Here is a 21,110-nt window from a genome sequence, read left to right as displayed (position 1 = left end):
ATGATCGGTCTGGAGCTATCGCCCGGATATACGCGGACCGCGTTATTGCCACCTTTGGCAGGATTTTTCGTACCCGGTGAGGGGCAGAGGGTGGCGCTTGCCGATGGTCCCGCTGATACCTTGTCTGTTTGGACCGAGATTGGCGAAGGTTTTGCGGCCCAAATGCGTTTAGATGCCAACGATCCAGCGAATAGATATTCTTGGCGTGAAACACTCGTGGCAGCATTGCGCAATGTCTATCCGATTGGTGCGTTGACGCTATCTTCGGGGTGGTCGCAATTGCAGTCTTCGGGCTCTGGCCTGCAAGCCAGTTACACAGGAAATCGCGCGATTAGCACATCTTCGGGTTCCGCCGAGGCCACGGTCACGGTTGATGCGGACCATAGCTATGATCTGTGGGTTTACTATACGGGTCGCACGAATGGTGGCTATTGCCGGGTTGAGATCGACGACGCGCAGGAACTGGTCAATGAAATCGCTGACCCGGCTGGGTTGGGTTACAAAGCTTTTGCGACCTATGCCGCGAATGATTTAACCAGACGTCAGTCGATCAAGGTGGCCAGCGGCCTTCAGGGGGCACACGTGATCAGGCTGACCAACGGTGGCGTGGCGAACCCCGGTGGAAACGCAATTATGATCGAGGCCGTAGGCATCACGGGCAGCTTGGCGGATAGCCGTATTTTGCCGCCCGCTTGGTCGGCCTCAACGCAATATACGATGGGGGACGAAGTACAGCACGGCGGGTTGTTCTACACGGCCCGCGCGACCGGTGTCAGCGGTTCTGCCGGGCCTACCCATAGTGGGGGCATTGCGTCAGACGGTGCCTTGGACTGGCGGGCAGACAATCGGCCCACCTATCCCAATTTCGTCGCTATCGATTACGCGTCAGAGCGCGAATATGCTGCTGAATTCGCGGTTGCGGGGAATACCACTGATCTGGGCGGCCAGACCCACGGCAACGAAAGCCTGATCTCGCGGTCCATTCAGCTTGATGGTGTGTCATGGGTGCCGGGGCAGAGCCTGAATGGGCTGTCCGTCGGTGCCGAAATCACCATGGTTGAGAACACAACTTGGCAACGTTCAGAAGGTGGCGACATCGGGGAATGCCAGCTCAGGCGGGTGATCGCACCGGGAGAGGTTCGGCACGATGTTACCCTTATTGCCACTGCATCCGAGGTTGACTTTGCATGGGTCTACACAGGCATGGTTCCACTAGTGCATTGGGATGGTGAGACCAAGACCAAAGTCTTTGATACGGTCGAACCCGCACAGAACGCGATGCTTGACCTTGATGACTATGATGGGGTGAACCCACCCAATATTGTCTACGATGACGTGGAGCGTATCGGCCTGTCGGGCAAGATTTTTGGCAATGATCTGAGCTATGGCCACGAGATTGGAAAGCTTGCTGCAGGTGATGAATTGTTTGGGGCTTGCGACGCAATTTTGCGCCCCAATATCAACGCCTCATCCGCCAGCGGTTCGACCGATTGGATGGCAAAGCTGTATGCAAGTAGCGGTCCGTTTCAGATGGTCGCAGGCGATACCTTGGGATTTTATAGTCGTCATGTGATGAAAACGTCGACGGCTGCCAGCTAAGTCACGATGATTTCGGGGGTCGGCGCATGGACAGAGTTCAGCGCCGACTGTCCGGCTTGGGCTGATGTGATCGAGGTCTTGTTCGCCCGTAGGCAATACAAAATGCGATCCGAAAATCGCGCAAGGATCGGCGTATCCGCATAAGGCGTAGCAGCAGGCGCGTGTATGACGATGTAATTGTATTCGCTGCGCGCGGCTTGGATCATTTGTTCAAATTCGTTGCTCAGAAAAATGTCGGCAGGAACCGTGCCAGTATGACTAAGATGGATGGAATCTATACCGTGTTTGGCGTCGCGCGTAATGTAATCGTTCAATGTCATTGGCGACGCGGGTATCGTGTCAAGACGCTGTGCCGTTTGAGTGGCCTGTCGCGTGTCGGCATCGATAAAAAGCGTCTTGTCATCAAGCCTCGCGATTGATTTTGCGAGTGACAGCGCAATCTCGCCCTGCCTATCGCGAGCAGTTGCGCCTGCGCACAAGATAACCGTGCCAGTGGTCGATTTTGGTACGCGCATCATCCGCGTTCTTAGATGATTGATCGCCTCGTCGGCCTTGGCGACCTTAGCGTTGCAGTGCGTGGCGTTCCCAATCCCTAACACTGTCCCAATTGTTTCCGCCTGCACTGCGCGCGATTGTCGCCACAGAACCCAGAGGATACCCAGCAGGCCACCAACAACCGTTGCCAGCAGCACCATCAGTGTCTTGCGCGGGCCAGCGTGTTGACCTGTGGACGCGGGCGAAAGCAGACGCGCATCCGGTGGTCGCATCGTTTGCTGCATGCGTGCTTGCTGTAGCTCTGTCGATAGTTGGGTGTAGATTTGTCGCGTATTTTCGGTCTCGCGTCGCAACTGCTGCAATGCGACCAATCCCGCAGATTGCTGGGCGATTTGATCGTTCAGGTCATTGTGAAATGCGGACAAAGATCGAATTTGTGGCGTGAGCTGCGCCGCGTTTTCAGGATGTGCGGCCAGTTCGTTCTGGGCATCAGTCAGTCGCGTTTGCGCTTCGTTTGCTTGACGGCTCAGTACGTCGAGTTCTGCATCTGATTGAAACTGCCCGCCAGCGATCCACGCGTTAATTTGCGTTTCCTTGTCACGTAGGACTTGCTGTAGTTCGCTGACACGTTGCTGAAGCTGCGAAATGTGTGTCGTGGTTTCGGACAGTCGCGCAGTGGTTTGATCATCCAGATAAAACTGTACCCACGCATTCGCGATTTGCTGTGATTTATCGGCGTTTCCCGTCGTCGCGGTCGCAGAAATAATGTAGGTGCCGCGCTCGATACGCGTGGTTAGCGCATTGGCTAAGTTTTCGATAGTCTTAGAGGTGACAGTATCTGGCGTCGGATCAGTCATCGGTATTCCGGTCACCATGCTACGCAGCCAATTGCGTGCCCCATTTAGCGACCACGCCGGCACAGGAACCAAATACCGATTAAATTCTGGGTCGCTCTCTAGATCGAGCGTTGTGACGACACCCGACAGAATATGACGCGAGCGAAGGATCGCGGCATGTGTGTTAACCACAGCGGGGTCCACTGTGGTCTGATCCGCGCGAAAGCTATGACGCGGCTCGAGGTGGATCGTTGCAGTCGCAGAGTAGGCAGTGCCCGCCACGGCAAATGCGAAATAGATCGTGACAATGCCTGCGCCCACCGCACAGAGCAAGACAGTCCATTTACCGCGCCATAGGCCACGCATCATTGCGGCCATATCAAACGGTGGGATCGTTTCATGTTGAAAGGGAAAGGGATGTTGCACGAGGTTGCCTTTGGGCGTGATTGGTCGTGCCGAGATAAATCACAACAGGGTTAACCGAAAATTAATCTCAATGAATGATCAGTAAATCTGAGACCGAAGGGCTTAACACTTCGAAGGCAGGTATAGAGCGTATGATCCCACGACATGTCCGCGATATGATGGCACGCCATGCATTTGGCGCGTTGGCATTACGCGCAGGCATGGTCGCGCTGAACTTTGGGATCATGATGGGGATTGCCGCTTGGGTTGGCATGGCGGCCTTTGGGCAAATCGCCGTGATGTGGAGCACAACACTTGTCGTTGCCCCGATTATCGCCTGCGGTGGACCACTTCTGATCTTGCGCAATGCATCTCAGGGGCGGATGTCCGGCTTTGATTTCCTTGTGCAGGCGGTGCTGATCCCCGGCGCGGCATGCGTTTGCGTTGCATTCGTGTCTGGGGCGCTATGGCCCAACATGGCTTGGGGAGAGATCGTCCTTGGTGGATTTTTCATAAATCTGCTTTCGTGCCTGGCGAGCGCGCTGCGTGGACGAGATAGTGTGAATATCTCGATGATCACCCGCGATTGCGTGCCGTTGATCGCACTTGGTGCTGCTGTGTTCATTGGCGGGCCGGATAACGCATTGCGCGGAGCGTCATTGGTGATGGGGGCGTTTGCGGTGTTCGCCCTGCTATATCTGATCCGCGCACAGATGTTTTTGATCACCGTTGACGTGTCAAAGCCGTCGATGGGGTTGTGGGGCACCTCTGTGTTGGGCGTGGCGCTATCTCAGGTCGATATTATCGTGGGTGGTTCTGTCTTATCTGACGCGCAAATGGGGATTTATGCCTTGGTCCGCAGGGTCGCGAATTTAATCGCGTTGCCAGTGACTGTGTCCACTTGGGTCACCGCCAAAACAATCGCGCAAAGCCATCGTGACCAAGATACGCAAGCGCTCCGCCGCGCGAGCGATACTGGCAATAGGATCGCATTTGGTCCGGCAGTCGTGCTCTGGATGGTTGTTATTGTGGGGCTTGGTGGTCTGAGCAATACGCCATTTATGGTCGGATTTATCCTTGCGACTACGGCTTTGCTGCAGGTCGCCTTTGCATCAAGCCTGCCTGTCGCGACGCTAAGCGAGCTGCCACATTTCGCAGCTATTTCACGCGCGATGAGTGTTATCGCCTACGCTGTCATGTCCATTTTTGTGGCTAGCATGTTGGGCAACGCCATCGCCTATGCGATCGCGATTGTCATTGGCTGTGTGTTCTTATGGTGTGTGCTGTGGCGCAAACTGGGGGTGGATACTTCTGTCATGGCGCTGCTTTCCTCGCAGGGGATACGATGGCGTCTGTCTTAACGATTGCATTGGCCGCGATTTGTGCGGTTGTCCCATTTGTAATTGGGCAACGTCACGGCGTTGTGCGGTTGGTTTCGCCTATGCATCTGCTCTGCTACTTTTGCGCCCTTGGGTTTTTGGCCAAGTTCACCATCTATAGCTTTCAGCCAGAGCTCGCGTTTTATCGCAAGTTTGATTTGGATCCATCTGCGCCACTGTTGGGTGCGGCCTACCTAAGTGGCTTTGTCTTGCTAATGTGTTGTGGCTATCTGTCCGGTATTCGGCGGATAAGTTCTCCGACATACAGTGCGCGCCTGATTGCTGCGGGGATTGAACGCAGTGCTTGGCTTACCCTTGGGGCGTTTACCGTGGCATTGGGAACGCTGTTCTTGATCCTGAATGCGCGTGGTGCCAGCCTGTTTGATGCGTCACTACTGTCAGGGTTGAACACGGCCAAGCAAATCAATGTCAACGACAATGGCGTTGGGGCGACGCTTGCCGGGATCAAGACGCTCTTTATCATTCCGAAATTTGCATTTGTCCTGATCCTCGCGCGCGGGATCGCGCGTCGGTCAATGTTGCAGCTAATGATTGCCGCTGCCTTGGCCGGGTTGCTGATAGTGATTGCGTTAGTTTCGGGTGATCGCTTTGAACTGATTGAATTGCTGATCTATGCGCTCGCAACCTATCTGATCCTTGGAGGTCGGATCGGGGGAAGGGCCATTGTCGTCGCTGCAATGGGCGCTGCAATTGTCACAATGGTCTCGATTTACATGACGCAATTGCGGTTGGGGCACGGGTCGCTCGTGGGGCAGGTATTCGGGTCAACCTATTTTCTCGATATTAATGCTTCGGTCATGATTACCGACCAGATCAAAGCGGATCAGTTCCTTTGGGGCGCAAGCTATTCGTGGTGGAGCTTTGGTTGGGTCCCGCGCGCGTTCTGGTTTGATAAGCCCGCGATTGACTTGGGCGTCTATTTTAAGCGCGAGGTTATGCAAATCTATACCGGTGGGGCCTATAACGTCACTGGTCCGGGTGAGGCCTTTATCAACTTTGGCTGGGCAGGCGTGAGTGTCGGGTTCGTTCTTGGTTGGGTGTATCGCCGGATCGAAGAAGCGTTGCTTGCCCCGGGCAATATCATGCGGTTTGGATCGTTCTTATTCTATCCGATGGTCTTCTACCCGTTTGTGCAGGCTACACTTCAGTCGTCATTTAGCGCGTTCATTGTTGGTGCGGTCGCTCAAACCGTCCTGATCGTTTTGATGATTTTGCTGTGTGTCACACGTTTCCGGCCGCAGATGTGCCAACCGATTGGGGGGCATCATGCGGTATAATCCGATCAGTTTATCCTATTGGATTGCACGTGCCGTCGCTGGTGTTTTACGCCGAACTGGCCGGGTGTGGGCCACGCAAATTCATCGCGCGACCCTGAAATCGGTTGGGGCCGGTTGCGTGTTTCAGCCCGGTGTGCGCTTTGGCCGTCCTGATCAAACGACCATCGGTGATCACTGCTATTTCTGGCGCGGGTGCGACGCCTCTTCTGAGCGGAGCGATGGTTATTTGCAGATTGGTGACGGCGTTCAAATCAATATGAACACGCATCTGGATATGACGGGTGGTTTGTCACTTGGCGACGGGGTGATGATTTCTCAGGACGTGCTGGTTTACACCCATGATCACGGCCTTGATCCGCGGTCCGTGCCGCAGCCAATCGGCAAAGAGATCGCAACGGGTGCTTGGATCGGCGCGCGTGCCGTGATCATGCCCAGTTGTCGGCGTATCGGAACGGGCGCGGTCATAGGTGCCGGGGCGATCGTGACCAAAGACGTGCCAGACCGTGCAATTGTTGCGGGCAACCCGGCGCGTATCGTCCGAATGCGCGATGGGAACAGCGCAAAATGAAGGTTTTACACGTCAGCCCTTCGTTCTATCCGGCGACGTTTTGGGGTGGGCCGATCTGGTCGACCAAGGCAATATGCGATGGGCTGGTCAAAGACCCTGCCGTTCAGTTGCGTGTTTTGACGACTGACGCGGCAGGACCACTTCGCGCGGATCGCGTGGCTCCTGTTCCGCTGGATTATCCGGTCACCTATCTTCGGCGGATGGCGGGCCATAGCATCGCGCCGGGATTGTTGATCCATCTTTGGCGTGCGGTGGCCTGGGCAGAGGTCGTCCATCTGACGGGCACCTATAGTTTTCCGACCCTACCCACGCTTATGGCGGCGCGCATCATGGGCAAGCCCGTGGTCTGGTCGCCGCGCGGCGCATTGCAAGCAAGCGCAGATTGGCCAGACGCCCCGCGACAAAGGGTAAAGCGCTGCTTTGAACGCGTTGCGCAAACTCTCGTGAATGATCGGGTCGTGATGCATGTCACCAGCCAAGCCGAGGCGCGGGCGAGCCAATCGCGCATCGTCACAGCGCATACCGCCGTTATCCCCAACTCGGTCCCGATCCCAGCGGTGACGCCCAAGCAACCATCGAAGCAGTTTCGACTAATTTATGTCGGGCGGATACATCCCAAAAAGGGGCTCGATCTGCTGATCAAAGCAATGGCGCAGCTACCCGCGCATGTGACGCTGGATATCTATGGCACGGGCTTGCCAGCGGATGTTGCACCGATTGCCGGGGCCTGTAGCGACCGTATTCGCATGCATGGACATTTGGATGACGCAGATAAGCCAGCTGCCTTTGCAAAGTCTGACCTCTTTGTGCTGCCCAGCCATTCCGAGAATTTCGGCATCGCAGTGGCCGAGGCATTGGCGCATGCCGTTCCGGTGCTGACAACAACAGCGACACCTTGGCATGCGCTTGATGACATTGGGTGTGGGCGCTGTATGGATCTGGGGCGGGACGATTTATCGGAGGAAATTCAGGCGTTACTCGGGCGGGATTTGACCCAGATGGGCCAAGCTGGGCGGGCTTGGATGCAACGTGCGTTCTCGGCAGAGAATATGGTCGCAGAGTTCCGATCCCTTTATGTCCGTCTGATTGAGCAGAGGGCGAGATGACACAAAGAGTAGATGTCGCTGCCAATCGCGCCGCACGAAAATACGACGCGCTGACGCAGGTCAAACGTGTACTATGGGCGCTATGCTGGCCCTTGTTCCGGCTAAGCCCGCGCCCAATGTGGGGCTGGCGGGTCTGGATTTTACGGGCCTTTGGGGCGCAGGTCGGTCGCGGGGTGCATGTCTACCCAAGTGCTCGCATAACGATGCCTTGGCATTTGCGGTTGGCCGATGAGGTCGCGATAGGTGACCGCGCGATCCTCTATGCGTTGGATGTCATTACTATCGGGGCACGGGCGACCGTGTCGCAATATGCGCATCTGTGCACGGGCAGTCACGATCTAGGTGATCCCGCGCGTGCGCTAAAGACTGCACCTATAATGATAGGGGCTGACGCCTGGGTCTGCGCCGATGCCTTTGTTGGGCCGGGGGTACAGATCGGAAAATCCGCAGTTCTGGGCGCACGTGCCGTCGCGTTCAAGGCATTACCCGACAGGTGCGTTGGTATTGGCAACCCGATGCAGATTAGGTCGCGCCATGACTGAGATTACCGTCATCATCTTGTGCAAGGACGAGGCCGCACATATTGGGCGTGCAATTGCATCTGTCGCGAAAATTGCAACCCGCATTGTCGTCGTGGACAGCGGTTCCAGTGATGACACAGTTGCAATCGCAAAAGCCGCAGGCGCAGACATATTGTTCAACCCGTGGACCACACACGCGCGCCAATTCAATTGGGCGCTGGATCAGATCGCTGGCGTGGCAGGATGGGTGCTGAGGCTGGACGCGGATGAGGTGGTGACCCCGGAATTGGCGCAACAGATTGGCAGGGGTTTGCCGGATGTCGACGGTATCTATCTGCGGCGCAATATCTGCTTTCTTGGTCAAGAAATTCGCTATGGCGGTGTGTATGGGCTTTCCGTCATGCGCTTGTTTCGCAATGGGGCAGGGCGAGCAGAGCAGCGCTGGATGGATGAGCATATCGTCGTTAATGGGCCGACCGCGACGTTGTCGGGGGCGATTGTGGATGACAATCGTAAGCCGCTAGATTGGTGGATCACCAAGCACAACGGTTATGCTAGCCGCGAAGTGATCGACATGTTGCGGACTGAATTTGGCGCGCAGAACGGGCCAGCGCAGACCGGGGCAAAGCGATGGATCAAAACCCACGTTTATCGACGGCTTCCAGGTGGGCTTCGCGCGGGGACCTATTTTTTCTATCGCTACGTCATGCGTTTGGGGTTTCTGGATGGGCCACAGGCGCGGTCATTCCATGTGCTTCAGGGGTTTTGGTACCGTTACTTGGTCGATGCAAAGTATGCCGAAACCCGCCGTCACATGGTGATGAACGGTTGTGGGTGGGAACAGGCTGTCTCTGATGTCCTAGGGGTCACAATCAAAGATGAGGATATGCGATGAAAATCTCGGTGGTGACGGCGGTTAGAAATGGAGCGCGCACGATACCTGATGCAATCCAAAGTTTGCGTTCCCAGACATACAGCGATGTTGAACATATCGTTCAAGACGGCGGATCACAGGACGGCACGCTGGCTTATCTGTCGGACAATGCGCACCCGCAGATGTCGCTGCTCTCGGAACCCGATAATGGAATTTATGACGCCATCAATCGCGGGATTGCGCGCGCCTCGGGCGATGTGATCGGGCTGTTGCATGCCGATGACATGCTTGCCGACCCAACCATTTTGGAAAAGGTTGCCTCCGCTATGTGTGATCCGCAAATTGATGGGGTCTATGGCGATCTGCAATATGTGACGCATTCAGAAACTGCGCGCATCGTGCGGCATTGGCAGGCAGGTCAATACGATAGACGCAAGCTGGGGCGCGGTTGGATGCCCCCACATCCTACGCTTTATCTGCGGCGATCAGTGTTTGAACGTTATGGGGTATATGATCCCACATATCGGATTTCTGGCGATTACGATGCGATGCTGCGCTATCTCGTGCAGGGCAATCTACGTTTGGCCTATCTTCCACATGTCATGGTACAGATGCGACTAGGCGGCGCGAGCAACCGATCGTGGCGACAGTTGATCCGCAAAAGTCAAGAAGACTATCGCGCGATTAAACAACATCAGGTTGGCGGAATTGGAACGTTACTTGCCAAAAACCTCTCCAAACTTCCGCAGTTTTTCACTCATCCGTAGAAGAACCTGACAAGGTGGTAGAATATTGGCGCGGCAAAGATCACGCTGTCGAGCTGATCAACAAAGCCCCCTTGGCCGGGAATAAGATGCGACCAGTCTTTGACGCCGCGGTCGCGTTTGATCGCCGCAAAGACGAGACTGCCAAGCATTCCGACCAGACAGGACGCACCAGCAAGCGCAGCTGCACCAAAGACATCAAATGGTGTGATCCATGAAAGCAGCGAACCGATCACCATCGCACAAAGCACACCGCAAATGACGCCTTCCCACGTTTTTGGGGAAAGACCGGGGGCGATCTTGTTCCGGCCAATGCGGCGCCCAAAAAAGTATTCCAACAGGTCCCCGAACTGCACGACCATGACCAAGAACGCGATCATGAGAACGGCGCGATCACTGTTCTCTGTGATTGTTAGATTGATGAGCGCTGGTACGTGGCTGACGCAAAAGACTGCGATCATCAGACCCCATTGGGTTTCAGCAACCCGGATGAGGAATTTTTCCGCGTTGCCGCGCAGGGCCGACACGATTGGCAATAGCAAGAATGCGTAAACCGGGATGAAAACGGTATACATACCTGTCCATCCCATCCCGACAAAGAGATACTGCAACGGCAGTACGACAAAGAAGGCAAGTGCAAGCGATATGTGGTCTGCCTGCGCTTTGGTGGTCAGGGTCAAAAATTCGCGTAGTGCCGCGAAAGAACAAAACGCAAAAAGAACCATCACCCCCAGTTTGCCGACCAACAGCGCTGTGCCGACAAATGCGACCATGCCCCACCAGCTTTGAATGCGGGTCATATAGGTTTCGAGTACTGGGTTCTGCGTTCCGGGTTCTTGGCGTGCGCGCAGTACCTCGCCCAGAAAGGTGAGGGCAATCAGAATACCAAAGCTGCCAAAAGCCAGCAAAAGAATATCGACGGTCGTGCTGCTCATGATTTTGTCTCGGGTGCCAGTTCGGCCAGCGCAGTTGATGCACGCGCTAGAAATTCGTCTTTGGTTTCACCTTCTTTGACGTGGATCGGCGCGCCAAAGGTCACGGTGCAAATCAACGGTAGCGGGATGATTTCACCCTTGGGCATAATGGTGTTGAGGTTCGCGATCCACGTCGGAACCAGATCAACATCAGGGCGCGCAACACCCATATTATACAGGCCCGCCTTGAACGGCAGTAGCAGTTCGTCGGTCATGTTACGGTTGCCTTCGGGAAATATGATCAATGACGATCCTTCGTCCAGCGCTGCGATGATCTTGTCCATCGGCTTGTCTTTCACCTCGGGACGCCGATCAACCAGAACGCAATTAAAGACTTCTGGGCCGACAAAGGCGCGGAGTTTGTTTTTCAGCCAATAATCAGCGGCGGCGACGGGGCGGACCTCGCGGCGCAGAGCCGAAGGCAGCGCCGCCCAAATCATCGGCATGTCGCCGTTGCTGGTGTGGTTGGCGAAATAAACCCGTTGACGCGGTACTGGTTCGATCCCTTGCCAATCGGCACGCACGGCTGTGATGGCCCGGGCAAAGATACGAAGGGCGTGGCCGACGATGCGCGCCGCGAAATGACGTAGAAACTTCATAGGTCTAACCTTGGCCGAAACCTGGCCGATTTCAAAGAAGAAACCGCCCGCGATAAGTCACGGGCGGGGGGTGGGCGCGTTAGCTGCCTTCGCCGACATAATCAGACAACAGCTTTTCGTTTTTGGCGTCTTCAATCCGTTGGATACGGTCCTCGGACATTTTTTCGTCAAAGCGATATTTGACAAAATTGACCAGCGCCAAAGTCAGCATCATCACCGACATCGCCCAAAATCCTTTGGTGGACAAAGGCACATCTGTCGACAGCCATAGTGAAATTCCCAGCATCCCATAGGCGACAGCAACACCAGCGCCATTCACAAACATAATCAGAGAGTTATCAGATTTAATACGTGCCATTTTCTTGTTCCTTGTAATCGTTCTTTGGTGTCTTTGGGGTTACTTTTTCGCTGACTTGAGCCGCGCAAGGACATCGTCAGTTGTTGATCTGGTGCGCGAACCAATGCCAGCATTTGACATACGGTCAGTGATATTATCGCCGTTCAGGTCGCGGTCGATTTCGGCCAGAATTTCGGTCCTTTCGAATGGATCATCACGTCCGAGAACCCGTTGGATCAATTCTTCGGCTTCGTCCACACTGCTGCTCATCGGTGTGGATTTGGCCAGTTTCATTTGGATGTTTTGTTCACGACGCACCGCGCGTGCCTGAATGGCACCCTGCTTGAGGTCGATAATCCGGCGATGCGCGCTTTCGATTGATGACCGCAGGCGAATGACTTTCTGGTCAAGACGATCAAGCGTCTCGCGGCGCACAACAAGTTCGTTTTCCATTGGCGCAATTGCACGTGCAGCTTCGGTGGCGAGGTCCTCGCGGTCATTTTCCAGAGCTTCGGTCGCGCGTGCCATCAAATCGTCAATACGTGCCTTCAAGGCGGAATGTTGTTTTTCCTCAGTGCGCTGGCGCTGAATTAAGCTGGCGAGCGTGGCTTTGGCGGCGCGCAGGCTTGCTTCGGATTCGCGAATTTTCTGATCAATCAGTTCGATCGCAAATGCGTCGCGGACACGATCTTCGGCGCGGGCATTTTGGCCATTGATCAAAGTAGCAAGCGTCTTAAACATCGATTTTCCTTTCGTTCAGCTTTCATGAACACTGTTCACAAAAGCCTTCTAGGCGACCAATGTAGATTCGGTCAAGTAAAAATTGAACGATGTTCAAAAAATTATTTGGCCAGCGTGATCTGTCGCAGGATCAAGGCAATCATGCTGTCGATTTCATCTGAGGGCACGCCCGCACTTGCGCCATCAAGACCCAAGAGCACAATGCCATGCACTGACGAAAACAACCCACGAGTCAAAAGCGCGCGCTCTTGATCAGAATACTGCGGGAATATGACCGCGAGGGGGTCTGAAATATAGGTAAACAAGCGCCCCATTTCTTGCAGGTACCATTCTGGGGCATCTTCATCGGGCGCACGTTCAACATCAAAGAGCGCCCGCCACGCATGTAAATTTGCCGCCGCGAAACGGTGATAGGCCTGTGACATGACCACCAACTGTTCAACGGGATCTTGCGGCGCATCGGCGAGCGCCTCGGCGACCTCAGCGCCCAATTTGTGAAACGTGCGGGCGTTCACAGCGAGCACCAGATCAGTCAAATCGCCGAAGACGTTGTAGATTGCGCCCAGCGCACAGCCTGCCTCTTTGGCTAAATCGCGCGCGCGCAATTCGCTGAGGCCGTCATTTGCGATCCGTTGCTCCGCGATGTTGATCAGGTTTTCGCGCAGTGCTGCACGTCGTTCTGCCACTTTGCCCGCCATTGATCCTCTCCCGTTAGTGAACGAGGTTCATGATACTGTGCGATCAGGCAAAAGCAAAGCAATAAGGGCTAATCTGCCATGCGCCGCGTTGCGGTTTGTATAAACACCAAAATACAGGCCATCGTCAGTATTGCGGAAACCAAGAACGGCGCGCCCGGCAGATAGAAGGGCGCGTTTTCGCTGGTAAAGTAAAAGAACGTCTGCGTAACGATCAACGGGGCAATGATCGTGGCAACGGCCGCAATTGATGACACTAGCCCCTGCAATTCGCCTTGCTGGTCATCGGATGCTGTGCGTGACATGATCCCTTGCAATGCGGGGCCAGCGACAGAGCCAAGTGCAGTTAATGGGATCAACGCAAGGGCGACCCATCCGTTTGTTAAAAACCCCAGCAAACCAAAGGCGAGTGTATCCAGCCCCAAACCCAGTATAACTGCATTGCGTTCGCCGATCCGCGCGAGAACAGGCTTCATCATGCCGCCTTGCACAATCGCGATGCAAATCCCGAAAACGCCAAGCGACAGCCCGATCATACCGGGCCCCCAGCCAAACCGGGCAGTGCCGAAATAGGCCCAAACACCAGGGTACACAAAAAACGCAATCGTATAGACAAAATGGATAAGCATGAGCCGCTTGAGACCGGGAAGCCGCCCGATATTCAAGAACGCCCCAAGCGGATTGGCGCGACGCCATGAAAACTTGCGCCGAATGCTGTCATCCACGGTTTCTTTTAGGACAAAATATCCGAAAATCGCATTGCCTCCAGCCAGAACCGCAGCAGCCCAAAATGGCGCACGTGTGCCAAACTCGGCCAATAGCCCACCCAACATGGGACCAAAAACAAAGCCAAGGCCAAAGGCCGCGCCGATTTTGCCAAAGTTGATAGATTTTTCTGCAGGCGTTGAAATATCGGCGACATAGGCCGTTGCAGTTGCTTGCGTGGCGGCTGTGATCCCACCAATGATACGACCAATCACCAAGAGCCAGATGCTCCCTGCGAGCGCCATGAGCACATAGTCGAATGACATAAACACCAGCGAACAAAGCAGCACCGGGCGACGCCCAAATCTGTCAGATAGGCTACCGACGATGGGTCCGCACAGGAACTGCATTGCGGCGAATATCGTTGCTAGGATTCCACCCCAAACAGCGGCTCGGCCAAGGTCGGCGGCTTCGACTTCTTGGATGAGTTCCGGCATTACCGGCAGGATTAGCCCAATACCCATGCTGTCGATTACGACGGTAACCAGAATAAAGATCAGTGGCAGGCGGTTTTGCATAGGGCGCAGAATTGGCGCGAGCCTGCCCGATTGCAAGCCTTATTATTACGATTGCGTTGCAGCGCGGATGAGTTGCTCTGCCAGCGCTCGGGGTTGGGATAAGAACGGCGAATGCGAAGTTGCCATCTCCGTCACATCGCTGGTGGGCCAATCTTGGGTCATCGTGACCTGAAACGCAGGCGGAATTGTGCGATCATCGGTGCAGCGGATGTAATGCACTGGCAAATCATGTGCGGGCGATAGAGGCGTTTCTTGGGGCAGAATTGGCTGCGGTCCTAGGTTGCCAACGGCCCATTTGGCGCGCTCGGGGGCAACGTCGTGATAGAACTTTGCAGTCGCTTGGGCTGGATCGACCGAGAATGTCACGCGGTCTTCGTCCACGATAATCGCGTCGAGTAACGGTTGCGATGGGGCCATACGGCGCATCTCTGCCAGCGTCTTACAGTTGGATGGCACATAGGCGCAGAGGTAAATCAGCTTGCTGATCTTATCAGGAGCAAGGTTGGCCGCTGCTGTTATGGGATAGCCCGCCATGGAATGCCCGACCAAAACGACGGGGTCTTGGATCGCATCTACAATCGCCTTTGCATAAAGATCGAGAGTAACATCTTGCGGCGGGGTCGTATCTTGGCCGTGCGAAGGAAGATCAATTGCCCGCGCTTTGTGACCCGCGGCTTGCAAGTGGGGGATGACATCATCCCAGCACCACGCCCCATGGCACGATCCATGGATCAACAAAAATTCAGGCATGGCGAATGTCCTTAATGAATTGCTTCAATAGGTTAGCATAGCCCTCTGGGGCTTCGACGCAAGGCAGGTGTCCGCTACGCCGCATTAGCGTGAACTGCGATCCCGGAATCAGATCAATTGTTTCGCGAACCAGATCAGGTGGTGTTGCGCCATCCTCGGAGCCAGCGATCCCAAGCGTCGGAACGCGAATCCCGCTGGTCGGCGTATAGAAATCTGTGCCGCCAATTGCCGCGCAAACGCCAGTGTAGCCAGCGACCGGGGTGGTGCAGAACATCTCGCGCCACGGAGCGATATTAGGCGAGGCATAAAACCCGCGCGAAAACCATCGTTTCATGACGTCATCGGCAACGGCATCCATTCCCAATTTATGAATTGCGGCAATCCGATCTTGCCAGAGTTTGTTGTTCCCAATCTTGGCGGCTGTATTGGACAAGACCAATCCACGGATCAAATCCGGGCGTTTGACGGCCAATCCTTGCGCGACCATGCCGCCGACAGATAACCCGACAAACAGGACATCACTTAACTCAAAGGTGTCACAGATGGTTTCGGCATCGCTGACCAATTGGCCCATGGAATAGGGTGCCTCGGGGACATCGGATTTGCCGTGCCCACGCATATCATAGCGAATGATACGATGCTCAGCGGGTAGCAGTTCTACAACATCGTCCCAAAGCCGCAGGTCGGTGCCAAGTGAATTCGCAAATACGATAGCCGGGCCATCAGTTGGCCCCTGTGCAACGGCATGCAGCGACACGCCGTCACGCGCGACAATTTTGGTCTCAGGCATCGGGGTCGCCGATTACCATATGTGCCATAATTTGCCCGTGGTCGGACGCGAGCTTATTATAGGGGGCCTCTGGGTGTGAGCCGTCAGTTAGGTGATCGTTCAGCACGCTGAAGTATTCCATTTCGCCAATCTTGCGAGAATGATCGGGATGGAAATGCCGCGACATCAGAATTTGGTCGATGCTTTCGAATACCCCACCGAAGGCTGAGGTATAAACCATGTCACGCAGCGATTTTCGGACGAACAACTTTTCCGCCGAGAAAAGGCGTACCTTGCTGATCTTTTCTTGGATAATCTCGTTTTCGGCGTCGGAATATCGGTCGCGTTTGGTTTGCGCATCGTGGCGGCGCATCCAAGCGTAGTTTTTGAATGGGGCTTCGCCAGTGATAATTTCGGACGATACCGCAGTTTCGCTATCGTTAAAGTCACCCAAAACCATCACGGGGTGTCCTGCCTCTAGCTCCTTGAGCACCTCGTTGCGTAGCACCCATGCCTCGGCCATGCGGCGCAGCGCGGCACGGAGCGAACCCATCGCGCGCGCGGCAGGGTCATAGTTGACCAGATCTGCGGCAGGGGGGGTGGCCGAGCCATCCACGCGTGGGAATTCACCCAACTTAGATTTCAGGTGGCAGTTGAACACCGTCACCACCGCGTCACCAACGGGAATACGCACCTTTAGAATGGGGCGGCTGAGTCGTTTGATTGTGTAGCTTCCGCCATCCGTGCCGTCGATGTCACTAAATGGCACCTCAAGAGGTTCGGGCAAATCTTGGATTACGTCAGGTTGCCCGACAAATCCAAAACGCGACAGTATCGCAACGCCGGGTCGCCTTTGGCCCGGGCCACCGTCAAAGCTGTTGGGGGCAAATGCAAGGGTTGCTTGTGTGTAGGGCTCATAAGCGAGTTTGCGAAAGATCGCCTTGCGGGCATATCGTTTAGAACGGTCTGGGATATTCGCCGCATTTGCCGCCATACCCAATTCATCCGCTTCGATAACAACATCGCGTAGCGCGTTTTCGCTAAAGATTTCCTGAAAACACACAATATCTGCATTCATTGTCAGCAGTTGGTCGGCCAGCCAAGCACGTTTCCACGCGTATTCTTCGGGCGTGTATTCTTCGAATTTATAGTATTCCTGCTCGGGTTCGATCAGGTTTTTGACGTTAAAGCTGGCGATCGTGAAACGGGTCATACAAGCGTGTCCAGTGCGCGTTTAAAGATAGAAGGGTCTACGTTACCACCTGTAGCCACAGCGACAACCGCATCGCCCGTGAATTCGTCAGGATGGTATAGCGCTGCCGCCAGCGCCGCCGCGCCACCGGGTTCAACAACGATCTTAAGCCGTTCAAACGCGACGCCCATTGCGCGCAGGCATTCGTCTTCGGAGACAGCGACGCCGGGCCCACAATGTTTCTTGAGGATTGGGAATGTGATGTCACCCGGTTGTGGCGTCGCAATTGCATCGCATAGCGAGCCGTCCAATGCTGCGTTGCGTTCAATCTTGCCGCTTTGCAAGGAACGCTTCACATCATCAAAACCTTCTGGCTCTGCGGGGCGAACACGAAGACCCGGTGCTTTTTCGGCCAGCGCCAGCGCAATGCCAGAGGTCAGACCGCCTCCACCACAGCAAACCATCACATCCGCTGTAAGCGTTCCCAGTTCTTCGGCGATTTCAAGGCCACATGTGCCTTGGCCCGCGATGACCAATGGTTCGTCAAACGGCTTGATCAGATTCAGCCCACGCTCTGCGGCTAGCTGTGCGCCCAATGCGTCCCGATCTTCGGTCGCGCGGTCATAAAGCACGACCTCTGCACCAAGCGCGCGGGTATTCGCGATTTTGATGGCCGGGGCATTGGACGGCATGATGATGACCGCCGGTGCACCATGTTCGCGCGCCGCGAGCGCGACCCCTTGGGCGTGGTTGCCGCTTGAAAATGCAATGACGCCAGCCTTGATCTGTTCCGGGGATAGGGCGGACACCGCGGACCAAGCGCCGCGAAACTTAAATGATCCTGTATGCTGTAGGCATTCCGCTTTGACGAAGACACGCCGCCCTGCGATCTCATCCAAAAACGGCGACGAGAGGATCGGCGTTTTGCGCGCGTGCCCGTCAATGCGCTTCGCCGCGTCGCAAATCATTTCAAAGTTCATTTCATTTTCTCCAGCCAAGCAAGCAAGGCAGTCAGTGATTGTGGTTCGTCAAGGAAGGGTACATGTCCGCGTCCGGGCACATCTGTGCGGATCATGTCCGGGCGTCGGCGGGCCATTTCATCTGCGGTTTCAGGGGATAGAAGGTCAGAATTTGCACCACGGATTAGCGCGAGCGGTAAATCTTGCGTTGCATCAAACAGCGGCCATAGGTCGGGTAGGGGCTCTGCCCCGGCGGCCAGAATAGCATCACGAAGCTTGGGATCGTAGCGGATGACCAGCCCTTGTGGGGTTTCCTGATAATGTCCCTGCACCTCGGCCAGCCAACGTGACATCGGCACCCCTTCAAATTGGGTCCACATCCGTGCCCGTGCATCAGCGGCCTGCGCGTAGGTTTTTTGCACCGGGTTTCGGCCGACGTAATCCATGATGGTGCTTAGGCCTTCCGCTTGCAGTTCGGGGCCGATATCGTTCAACGCGACCCCAAGCAGCCGGTCCTTGGCCCGCGCGGCAAGCGTCATCCCGATAAATCCGCCGCGCGAAGTTCCCAAAATGGCGGCCTTGTCTAGTTCAAGGTGGTCCATCAGTGACAAGACATCCACCGCCTCGTGGTCAATTGTATAGGTCGCCGGATCGGCCCAAGCCGATTTTCCACGCCCGCGATAATCGGGCCGGATCAGTCGTGTCGGCCAGCGCGGAGCGATGTGGTTAAAGTCTGCCCCATTTCGGGTTAGCCCAGCCAGAGCAATAACAGGCAGGCCCGCGCCTTCATCCGTGTAGTGCAGGGATAAACCATCCTTTGAGGTGTAATATGGCATCAGATGAGCTCCGGTATTTTGGTTAGGTCTGAAACAACGTGATGCGGTTTGGCAAAGAGCCGATCTTGCGGGGCCGCCTGGCGGTTAACCCACACCGTGCGAAACCCAAAGCCAGCCGCGCCAGCCACATCCCAACCATTTGAAGATACAAATAAAACTGAGTCTTTTGCGCCACCAAATCGTGCGCCAACCATATCGTAGACCTGATCTGCAGGTTTGAAAATACCCACATCTTCGACAGATAGAACTTCATCCAGCAATGTGTCGATCCCAGCAGATTTGACGGCGCATTGCAGCATGCGCGGACTCCCGTTTGAAAGGATAGCTGTCTGGACACCGCGATCTTTGATCTGGCGCAATACATTCGCGGCTTCTTTGTAGGCTGGCAGTTCCCAATAGAGTTCTAGCAGCCGCTCGCGTATTGCTGGATCATTAATGTCATGTGCTTCGAGCGCCCAATCTAATCCATCTTGGGTCACCTGCCAAAAATCGCAGTGTTGCCCCGCGATTGCGCGAAGCCAGCTATATTCTAGCTGCTTGGCCCGCCAATCGGCTGCCAATGCGGGCCATACTGCAGCTAATGTCGCATGGGCGGGGTCTTGTGCTGCGACTTGCGCCGCAGCATTGACGTCAAACAGGGTTCCGTAGGCGTCAAAGATACATGTCAGCGTCGTCATCTGTGTCCTCCCGATATAGGGGCACCGTTGCACGCAGTTCAACGAACGAAAAGAGGGAAACAGGTTTACAAACGGCGACCTGCCCGCGTAGCTAGGGCACACTCGGGAAAATCAATGAAAGAAATGCTCATGAGCACAGCAAAGACCGGCGACACGGTTCGAATCCATTATACTGGTACACTCAAATCAGGTGAGGTGTTCGACAGTTCAGAAGGACGCGATCCGCTTGAGTTCGTGGTGGGGTCTGGTCAGATTATTCCGGGACTTGATCGCGCGATTCCGGGCATGGAAGTTGGCGATAAGAAAACTGTCGAAGTTCCCTGTGCACAAGCGTATGGCGAGACCAATTCAGAAGCGCGCCAAGCCGTCCCACGTGGTAGCATCCCTGATCACATTCCGCTTGAGGTCGGAACGCAGTTGCAAATGCAGACACCGCAAGGGCAGGTGGTGCAGGTCTTTATCGCTGAGGTGACAGAAACCGAAGTCACCTTGGACGCGAACCACCAGCTTGCTGGCAAAGACCTGACATTTGCCATCGAAATGGTTGGTATCGACGCAGCCTAAAAATAAATAGGCACAGACGCTGTAAACGTCTGTGCCCATAATCTCCGGTATCTACCCAATACCATCGGTTCCCGTCGCAGTATTATGACTGTGGCATAACCAAATTATCGGGTTGCGGCATTCCCAACACATGGAAGCCGCCATCAACGCGAATGATCTCACCTGATGTAAAGGCCCCTGCATCAGACGCCAGATAAACGGCGGTGCCGCCGACTGCCTCAAGCGATGCATTCTCGCGCATTGGTGCATTTTGCTGCGTATGTTTAAATGTCCGACGTGCACCAGCGATTGCGGCGCCAGCAAGCGTTTTCATCGGGCCGGGGCTGATCGCATTGACGCGGATGCCTTGTGGGCCAAGATCATTCGCCAAATAGCGCGTTGCGCTTTCCAATGCGGCCTTTGCGACGCCCATGACGTTGTAGAATGGGGTCACCCGATTTGCCCCTTGGTAGGTCAAGGTCAGTAGGGTGCCGCCATCGGGCATGAGCTCTGCCGCACGTTTTGCAACGTCGATAAACGAATAACAGGAGATCGCGAGCGAATTTTGAAAATTCGCTCTGGTTGTCTCGGTAAAACGCCCGGCGAGTTCGTTTTTATCGGAGTAGGCAATTGCGTGAACGACGAAGTCGAGCTTGCCCCATTTCTCTTTGATCAGATCGAAAGCGGCGTCCATGCTGGCATCATCGGTAACGTCCACATCTACGAGGATATCAGAGCCGACCGTCGCCGCTAAGGGCGCAAGTCGCGAACCAAAAGCTTCACCTTGATAAGTAAATGCAAGTTCTGCGCCAGCGTCATGCATTGCTTTGGCGATCCCCCAAGCAATTGAGCGATCGTTCGCGACCCCCATGATCAAGCCGCGTTTGCCCTCTAAGGATATTGTCATACG

The 21,110-nt window shown here is 55.2% G+C and carries 23 protein-coding genes; 9 read left to right on the top strand and 14 right to left on the bottom strand.

Annotated features, from left to right (window positions below):
• Entirely contained in the window at window positions 1–1,599 is a 1,599-nt protein-coding gene (locus TW80_RS07835) for a hypothetical protein (RefSeq protein WP_045996686.1), read from the top strand.
• On the opposite strand, the gene TW80_RS07830 is transcribed toward TW80_RS07835, so the two are convergent.
• Window positions 1,596–3,356 (bottom strand): GumC family protein, encoded by a 1,761-nt coding sequence (locus tag TW80_RS07830; protein WP_162197158.1) that lies wholly within the window; start codon window positions 3,354–3,356, stop codon window positions 1,596–1,598. The two genes, TW80_RS07835 and TW80_RS07830, sit on opposite strands and share 4 nt — an antisense overlap.
• Window positions 3,357–3,430: 74 nt before the next feature.
• Here TW80_RS07830 and TW80_RS07825 point away from each other — a divergent pair, with 74 nt between their 5' ends.
• Genes TW80_RS07825 through TW80_RS07795 form a run of 7 tightly spaced genes read left to right on the top strand, consistent with a single transcriptional unit; the run spans window position 3,431 to window position 9,848 of the window.
• Window positions 3,431–4,696, top strand: a complete 1,266-nt coding sequence (locus TW80_RS07825) for a lipopolysaccharide biosynthesis protein (RefSeq protein WP_045996684.1) — start codon at window positions 3,431–3,433, stop codon at window positions 4,694–4,696.
• Complete coding sequence (locus tag TW80_RS07820) at window positions 4,681–6,012, top strand: O-antigen polymerase (protein ID WP_045996683.1); 1,332 nt, start codon at window positions 4,681–4,683, stop codon at window positions 6,010–6,012. Before TW80_RS07825 ends, TW80_RS07820 begins: the two co-directional genes overlap by 16 nt.
• Window positions 6,002–6,580, top strand: a complete 579-nt coding sequence (locus TW80_RS07815; RefSeq protein WP_045996682.1) for an acyltransferase — start codon at window positions 6,002–6,004, stop codon at window positions 6,578–6,580. The genes TW80_RS07820 and TW80_RS07815 overlap by 11 nt, the downstream gene beginning before the upstream one ends.
• Window positions 6,577–7,686 carry a glycosyltransferase gene (locus tag TW80_RS07810; protein WP_045996681.1) on the top strand — a complete coding sequence of 370 codons (1,110 nt, stop codon included), beginning with the start codon at window positions 6,577–6,579 and terminating at the stop codon, window positions 7,684–7,686. Before TW80_RS07815 ends, TW80_RS07810 begins: the two co-directional genes overlap by 4 nt.
• Entirely contained in the window at window positions 7,683–8,228 is a 546-nt protein-coding gene (locus TW80_RS07805; RefSeq protein WP_045996680.1) for an acetyltransferase, read from the top strand. The genes TW80_RS07810 and TW80_RS07805 overlap by 4 nt, the downstream gene beginning before the upstream one ends.
• The gene (locus TW80_RS07800) at window positions 8,221–9,102 is read left to right on the top strand and encodes a glycosyltransferase family 2 protein (RefSeq protein WP_045996679.1); all 882 of its coding nucleotides are present in this window, start codon (window positions 8,221–8,223) and stop codon (window positions 9,100–9,102) included. The genes TW80_RS07805 and TW80_RS07800 overlap by 8 nt, the downstream gene beginning before the upstream one ends.
• The gene (locus TW80_RS07795) at window positions 9,099–9,848 is read left to right on the top strand and encodes a glycosyltransferase family 2 protein (protein ID WP_045996678.1); all 750 of its coding nucleotides are present in this window, start codon (window positions 9,099–9,101) and stop codon (window positions 9,846–9,848) included. The genes TW80_RS07800 and TW80_RS07795 overlap by 4 nt, the downstream gene beginning before the upstream one ends.
• Here TW80_RS07795 and TW80_RS07790 read toward each other — a convergent pair.
• From TW80_RS07790 to TW80_RS07735, 12 genes are all read right to left on the bottom strand, one after another.
• Entirely contained in the window at window positions 9,839–10,780 is a 942-nt protein-coding gene (locus tag TW80_RS07790; protein ID WP_045996677.1) for a phosphatidate cytidylyltransferase, read from the bottom strand. The genes TW80_RS07795 and TW80_RS07790 overlap by 10 nt on opposite strands.
• Window positions 10,777–11,418 carry a lysophospholipid acyltransferase family protein gene (locus TW80_RS07785; RefSeq protein ID WP_045996676.1) on the bottom strand — a complete coding sequence of 214 codons (642 nt, stop codon included), beginning with the start codon at window positions 11,416–11,418 and terminating at the stop codon, window positions 10,777–10,779. Before TW80_RS07785 ends, TW80_RS07790 begins: the two co-directional genes overlap by 4 nt.
• Window positions 11,419–11,497: 79 nt before the next feature.
• Entirely contained in the window at window positions 11,498–11,776 is a 279-nt protein-coding gene (locus tag TW80_RS07780; protein ID WP_045996675.1) for a hypothetical protein, read from the bottom strand.
• A gap of 39 nt (window positions 11,777–11,815) precedes the next feature.
• A complete protein-coding gene (locus TW80_RS07775; protein ID WP_045996674.1) occupies window positions 11,816–12,496 on the bottom strand; it encodes a PspA/IM30 family protein in 681 nt (226 codons plus the stop codon).
• A 101-nt stretch (window positions 12,497–12,597) separates the two neighbouring features.
• A complete protein-coding gene (locus TW80_RS07770; RefSeq protein WP_045996673.1) occupies window positions 12,598–13,194 on the bottom strand; it encodes a TetR/AcrR family transcriptional regulator in 597 nt (198 codons plus the stop codon).
• Window positions 13,195–13,262: 68 nt separating this feature from the next.
• Complete coding sequence (locus TW80_RS07765) at window positions 13,263–14,474, bottom strand: TCR/Tet family MFS transporter (RefSeq protein WP_045996672.1); 1,212 nt, start codon at window positions 14,472–14,474, stop codon at window positions 13,263–13,265.
• A 45-nt stretch (window positions 14,475–14,519) separates the two neighbouring features.
• Complete coding sequence (locus tag TW80_RS07760; protein ID WP_045996671.1) at window positions 14,520–15,224, bottom strand: alpha/beta fold hydrolase; 705 nt, start codon at window positions 15,222–15,224, stop codon at window positions 14,520–14,522.
• Window positions 15,217–16,014, bottom strand: a complete 798-nt coding sequence (gene pcaD / locus TW80_RS07755; RefSeq protein ID WP_045996670.1) for a 3-oxoadipate enol-lactonase — start codon at window positions 16,012–16,014, stop codon at window positions 15,217–15,219. The genes TW80_RS07760 and pcaD overlap by 8 nt, the downstream gene beginning before the upstream one ends.
• The gene (locus tag TW80_RS07750; protein WP_045996669.1) at window positions 16,007–17,206 is read right to left on the bottom strand and encodes an endonuclease/exonuclease/phosphatase family protein; all 1,200 of its coding nucleotides are present in this window, start codon (window positions 17,204–17,206) and stop codon (window positions 16,007–16,009) included. The genes pcaD and TW80_RS07750 overlap by 8 nt, the downstream gene beginning before the upstream one ends.
• On the bottom strand, window positions 17,203–18,165 hold the full coding sequence (locus TW80_RS07745) for a threonine ammonia-lyase (protein WP_045996668.1): 963 nt from the start codon (window positions 18,163–18,165) through the stop codon (window positions 17,203–17,205). The genes TW80_RS07750 and TW80_RS07745 overlap by 4 nt, the downstream gene beginning before the upstream one ends.
• On the bottom strand, window positions 18,162–18,980 hold the full coding sequence (locus TW80_RS07740) for an alpha/beta fold hydrolase (protein WP_045996667.1): 819 nt from the start codon (window positions 18,978–18,980) through the stop codon (window positions 18,162–18,164). The genes TW80_RS07745 and TW80_RS07740 overlap by 4 nt, the downstream gene beginning before the upstream one ends.
• Window positions 18,980–19,657 carry a haloacid dehalogenase type II gene (locus tag TW80_RS07735; protein ID WP_045996666.1) on the bottom strand — a complete coding sequence of 226 codons (678 nt, stop codon included), beginning with the start codon at window positions 19,655–19,657 and terminating at the stop codon, window positions 18,980–18,982. Before TW80_RS07735 ends, TW80_RS07740 begins: the two co-directional genes overlap by 1 nt.
• 129 nt (window positions 19,658–19,786) lie before the next feature.
• Here TW80_RS07735 and TW80_RS07730 point away from each other — a divergent pair, with 129 nt between their 5' ends.
• A complete protein-coding gene (locus TW80_RS07730) occupies window positions 19,787–20,221 on the top strand; it encodes an FKBP-type peptidyl-prolyl cis-trans isomerase (RefSeq protein WP_045997096.1) in 435 nt (144 codons plus the stop codon).
• An 82-nt stretch (window positions 20,222–20,303) separates the two neighbouring features.
• On the opposite strand, the gene TW80_RS07725 is transcribed toward TW80_RS07730, so the two are convergent.
• Entirely contained in the window at window positions 20,304–21,107 is an 804-nt protein-coding gene (locus TW80_RS07725; RefSeq protein WP_045996665.1) for an enoyl-ACP reductase FabI, read from the bottom strand.
• Window positions 21,108–21,110: the final 3 nt, after the last annotated feature.

This window comes from Loktanella sp. S4079, assembly GCF_000967725.1.
Taxonomy (GTDB): Bacteria; Pseudomonadota; Alphaproteobacteria; order Rhodobacterales; family Rhodobacteraceae; genus Yoonia.
This window is presented reverse-complemented; position numbering and strand designations above follow the sequence as displayed.

What these genes read in the sequence shown, in the direction of transcription:
- TW80_RS07835 (WP_045996686.1), top strand. Translation starts at nt 1, where the DNA reads ATGATCGGTCTGGAGCTATCGCCCGGATATACGCGGACCGCGTTATTG.
- TW80_RS07825 (WP_045996684.1), top strand. Translation starts at nt 3,431, where the DNA reads ATGATCAGTAAATCTGAGACCGAAGGGCTTAACACTTCGAAGGCAGGT.
- TW80_RS07820 (WP_045996683.1), top strand. Translation starts at nt 4,681, where the DNA reads ATGGCGTCTGTCTTAACGATTGCATTGGCCGCGATTTGTGCGGTTGTC.
- TW80_RS07815 (WP_045996682.1), top strand. Translation starts at nt 6,002, where the DNA reads ATGCGGTATAATCCGATCAGTTTATCCTATTGGATTGCACGTGCCGTC.
- TW80_RS07810 (WP_045996681.1), top strand. Translation starts at nt 6,577, where the DNA reads ATGAAGGTTTTACACGTCAGCCCTTCGTTCTATCCGGCGACGTTTTGG.
- TW80_RS07805 (WP_045996680.1), top strand. Translation starts at nt 7,683, where the DNA reads ATGACACAAAGAGTAGATGTCGCTGCCAATCGCGCCGCACGAAAATAC.
- TW80_RS07800 (WP_045996679.1), top strand. Translation starts at nt 8,221, where the DNA reads ATGACTGAGATTACCGTCATCATCTTGTGCAAGGACGAGGCCGCACAT.
- TW80_RS07795 (WP_045996678.1), top strand. Translation starts at nt 9,099, where the DNA reads ATGAAAATCTCGGTGGTGACGGCGGTTAGAAATGGAGCGCGCACGATA.
- TW80_RS07790 (WP_045996677.1), bottom strand. Translation starts at nt 10,780, where the DNA reads ATGAGCAGCACGACCGTCGATATTCTTTTGCTGGCTTTTGGCAGCTTT.
- TW80_RS07785 (WP_045996676.1), bottom strand. Translation starts at nt 11,418, where the DNA reads ATGAAGTTTCTACGTCATTTCGCGGCGCGCATCGTCGGCCACGCCCTT.
- TW80_RS07780 (WP_045996675.1), bottom strand. Translation starts at nt 11,776, where the DNA reads ATGGCACGTATTAAATCTGATAACTCTCTGATTATGTTTGTGAATGGC.
- TW80_RS07775 (WP_045996674.1), bottom strand. Translation starts at nt 12,496, where the DNA reads ATGTTTAAGACGCTTGCTACTTTGATCAATGGCCAAAATGCCCGCGCC.
- TW80_RS07770 (WP_045996673.1), bottom strand. Translation starts at nt 13,194, where the DNA reads ATGGCGGGCAAAGTGGCAGAACGACGTGCAGCACTGCGCGAAAACCTG.
- TW80_RS07765 (WP_045996672.1), bottom strand. Translation starts at nt 14,474, where the DNA reads ATGCAAAACCGCCTGCCACTGATCTTTATTCTGGTTACCGTCGTAATC.
- TW80_RS07760 (WP_045996671.1), bottom strand. Translation starts at nt 15,224, where the DNA reads ATGCCTGAATTTTTGTTGATCCATGGATCGTGCCATGGGGCGTGGTGC.
- pcaD (WP_045996670.1), bottom strand. Translation starts at nt 16,014, where the DNA reads ATGCCTGAGACCAAAATTGTCGCGCGTGACGGCGTGTCGCTGCATGCC.
- TW80_RS07750 (WP_045996669.1), bottom strand. Translation starts at nt 17,206, where the DNA reads ATGACCCGTTTCACGATCGCCAGCTTTAACGTCAAAAACCTGATCGAA.
- TW80_RS07745 (WP_045996668.1), bottom strand. Translation starts at nt 18,165, where the DNA reads ATGAACTTTGAAATGATTTGCGACGCGGCGAAGCGCATTGACGGGCAC.
- TW80_RS07740 (WP_045996667.1), bottom strand. Translation starts at nt 18,980, where the DNA reads ATGCCATATTACACCTCAAAGGATGGTTTATCCCTGCACTACACGGAT.
- TW80_RS07735 (WP_045996666.1), bottom strand. Translation starts at nt 19,657, where the DNA reads ATGACGACGCTGACATGTATCTTTGACGCCTACGGAACCCTGTTTGAC.
- TW80_RS07730 (WP_045997096.1), top strand. Translation starts at nt 19,787, where the DNA reads ATGAGCACAGCAAAGACCGGCGACACGGTTCGAATCCATTATACTGGT.
- TW80_RS07725 (WP_045996665.1), bottom strand. Translation starts at nt 21,107, where the DNA reads ATGACAATATCCTTAGAGGGCAAACGCGGCTTGATCATGGGGGTCGCG.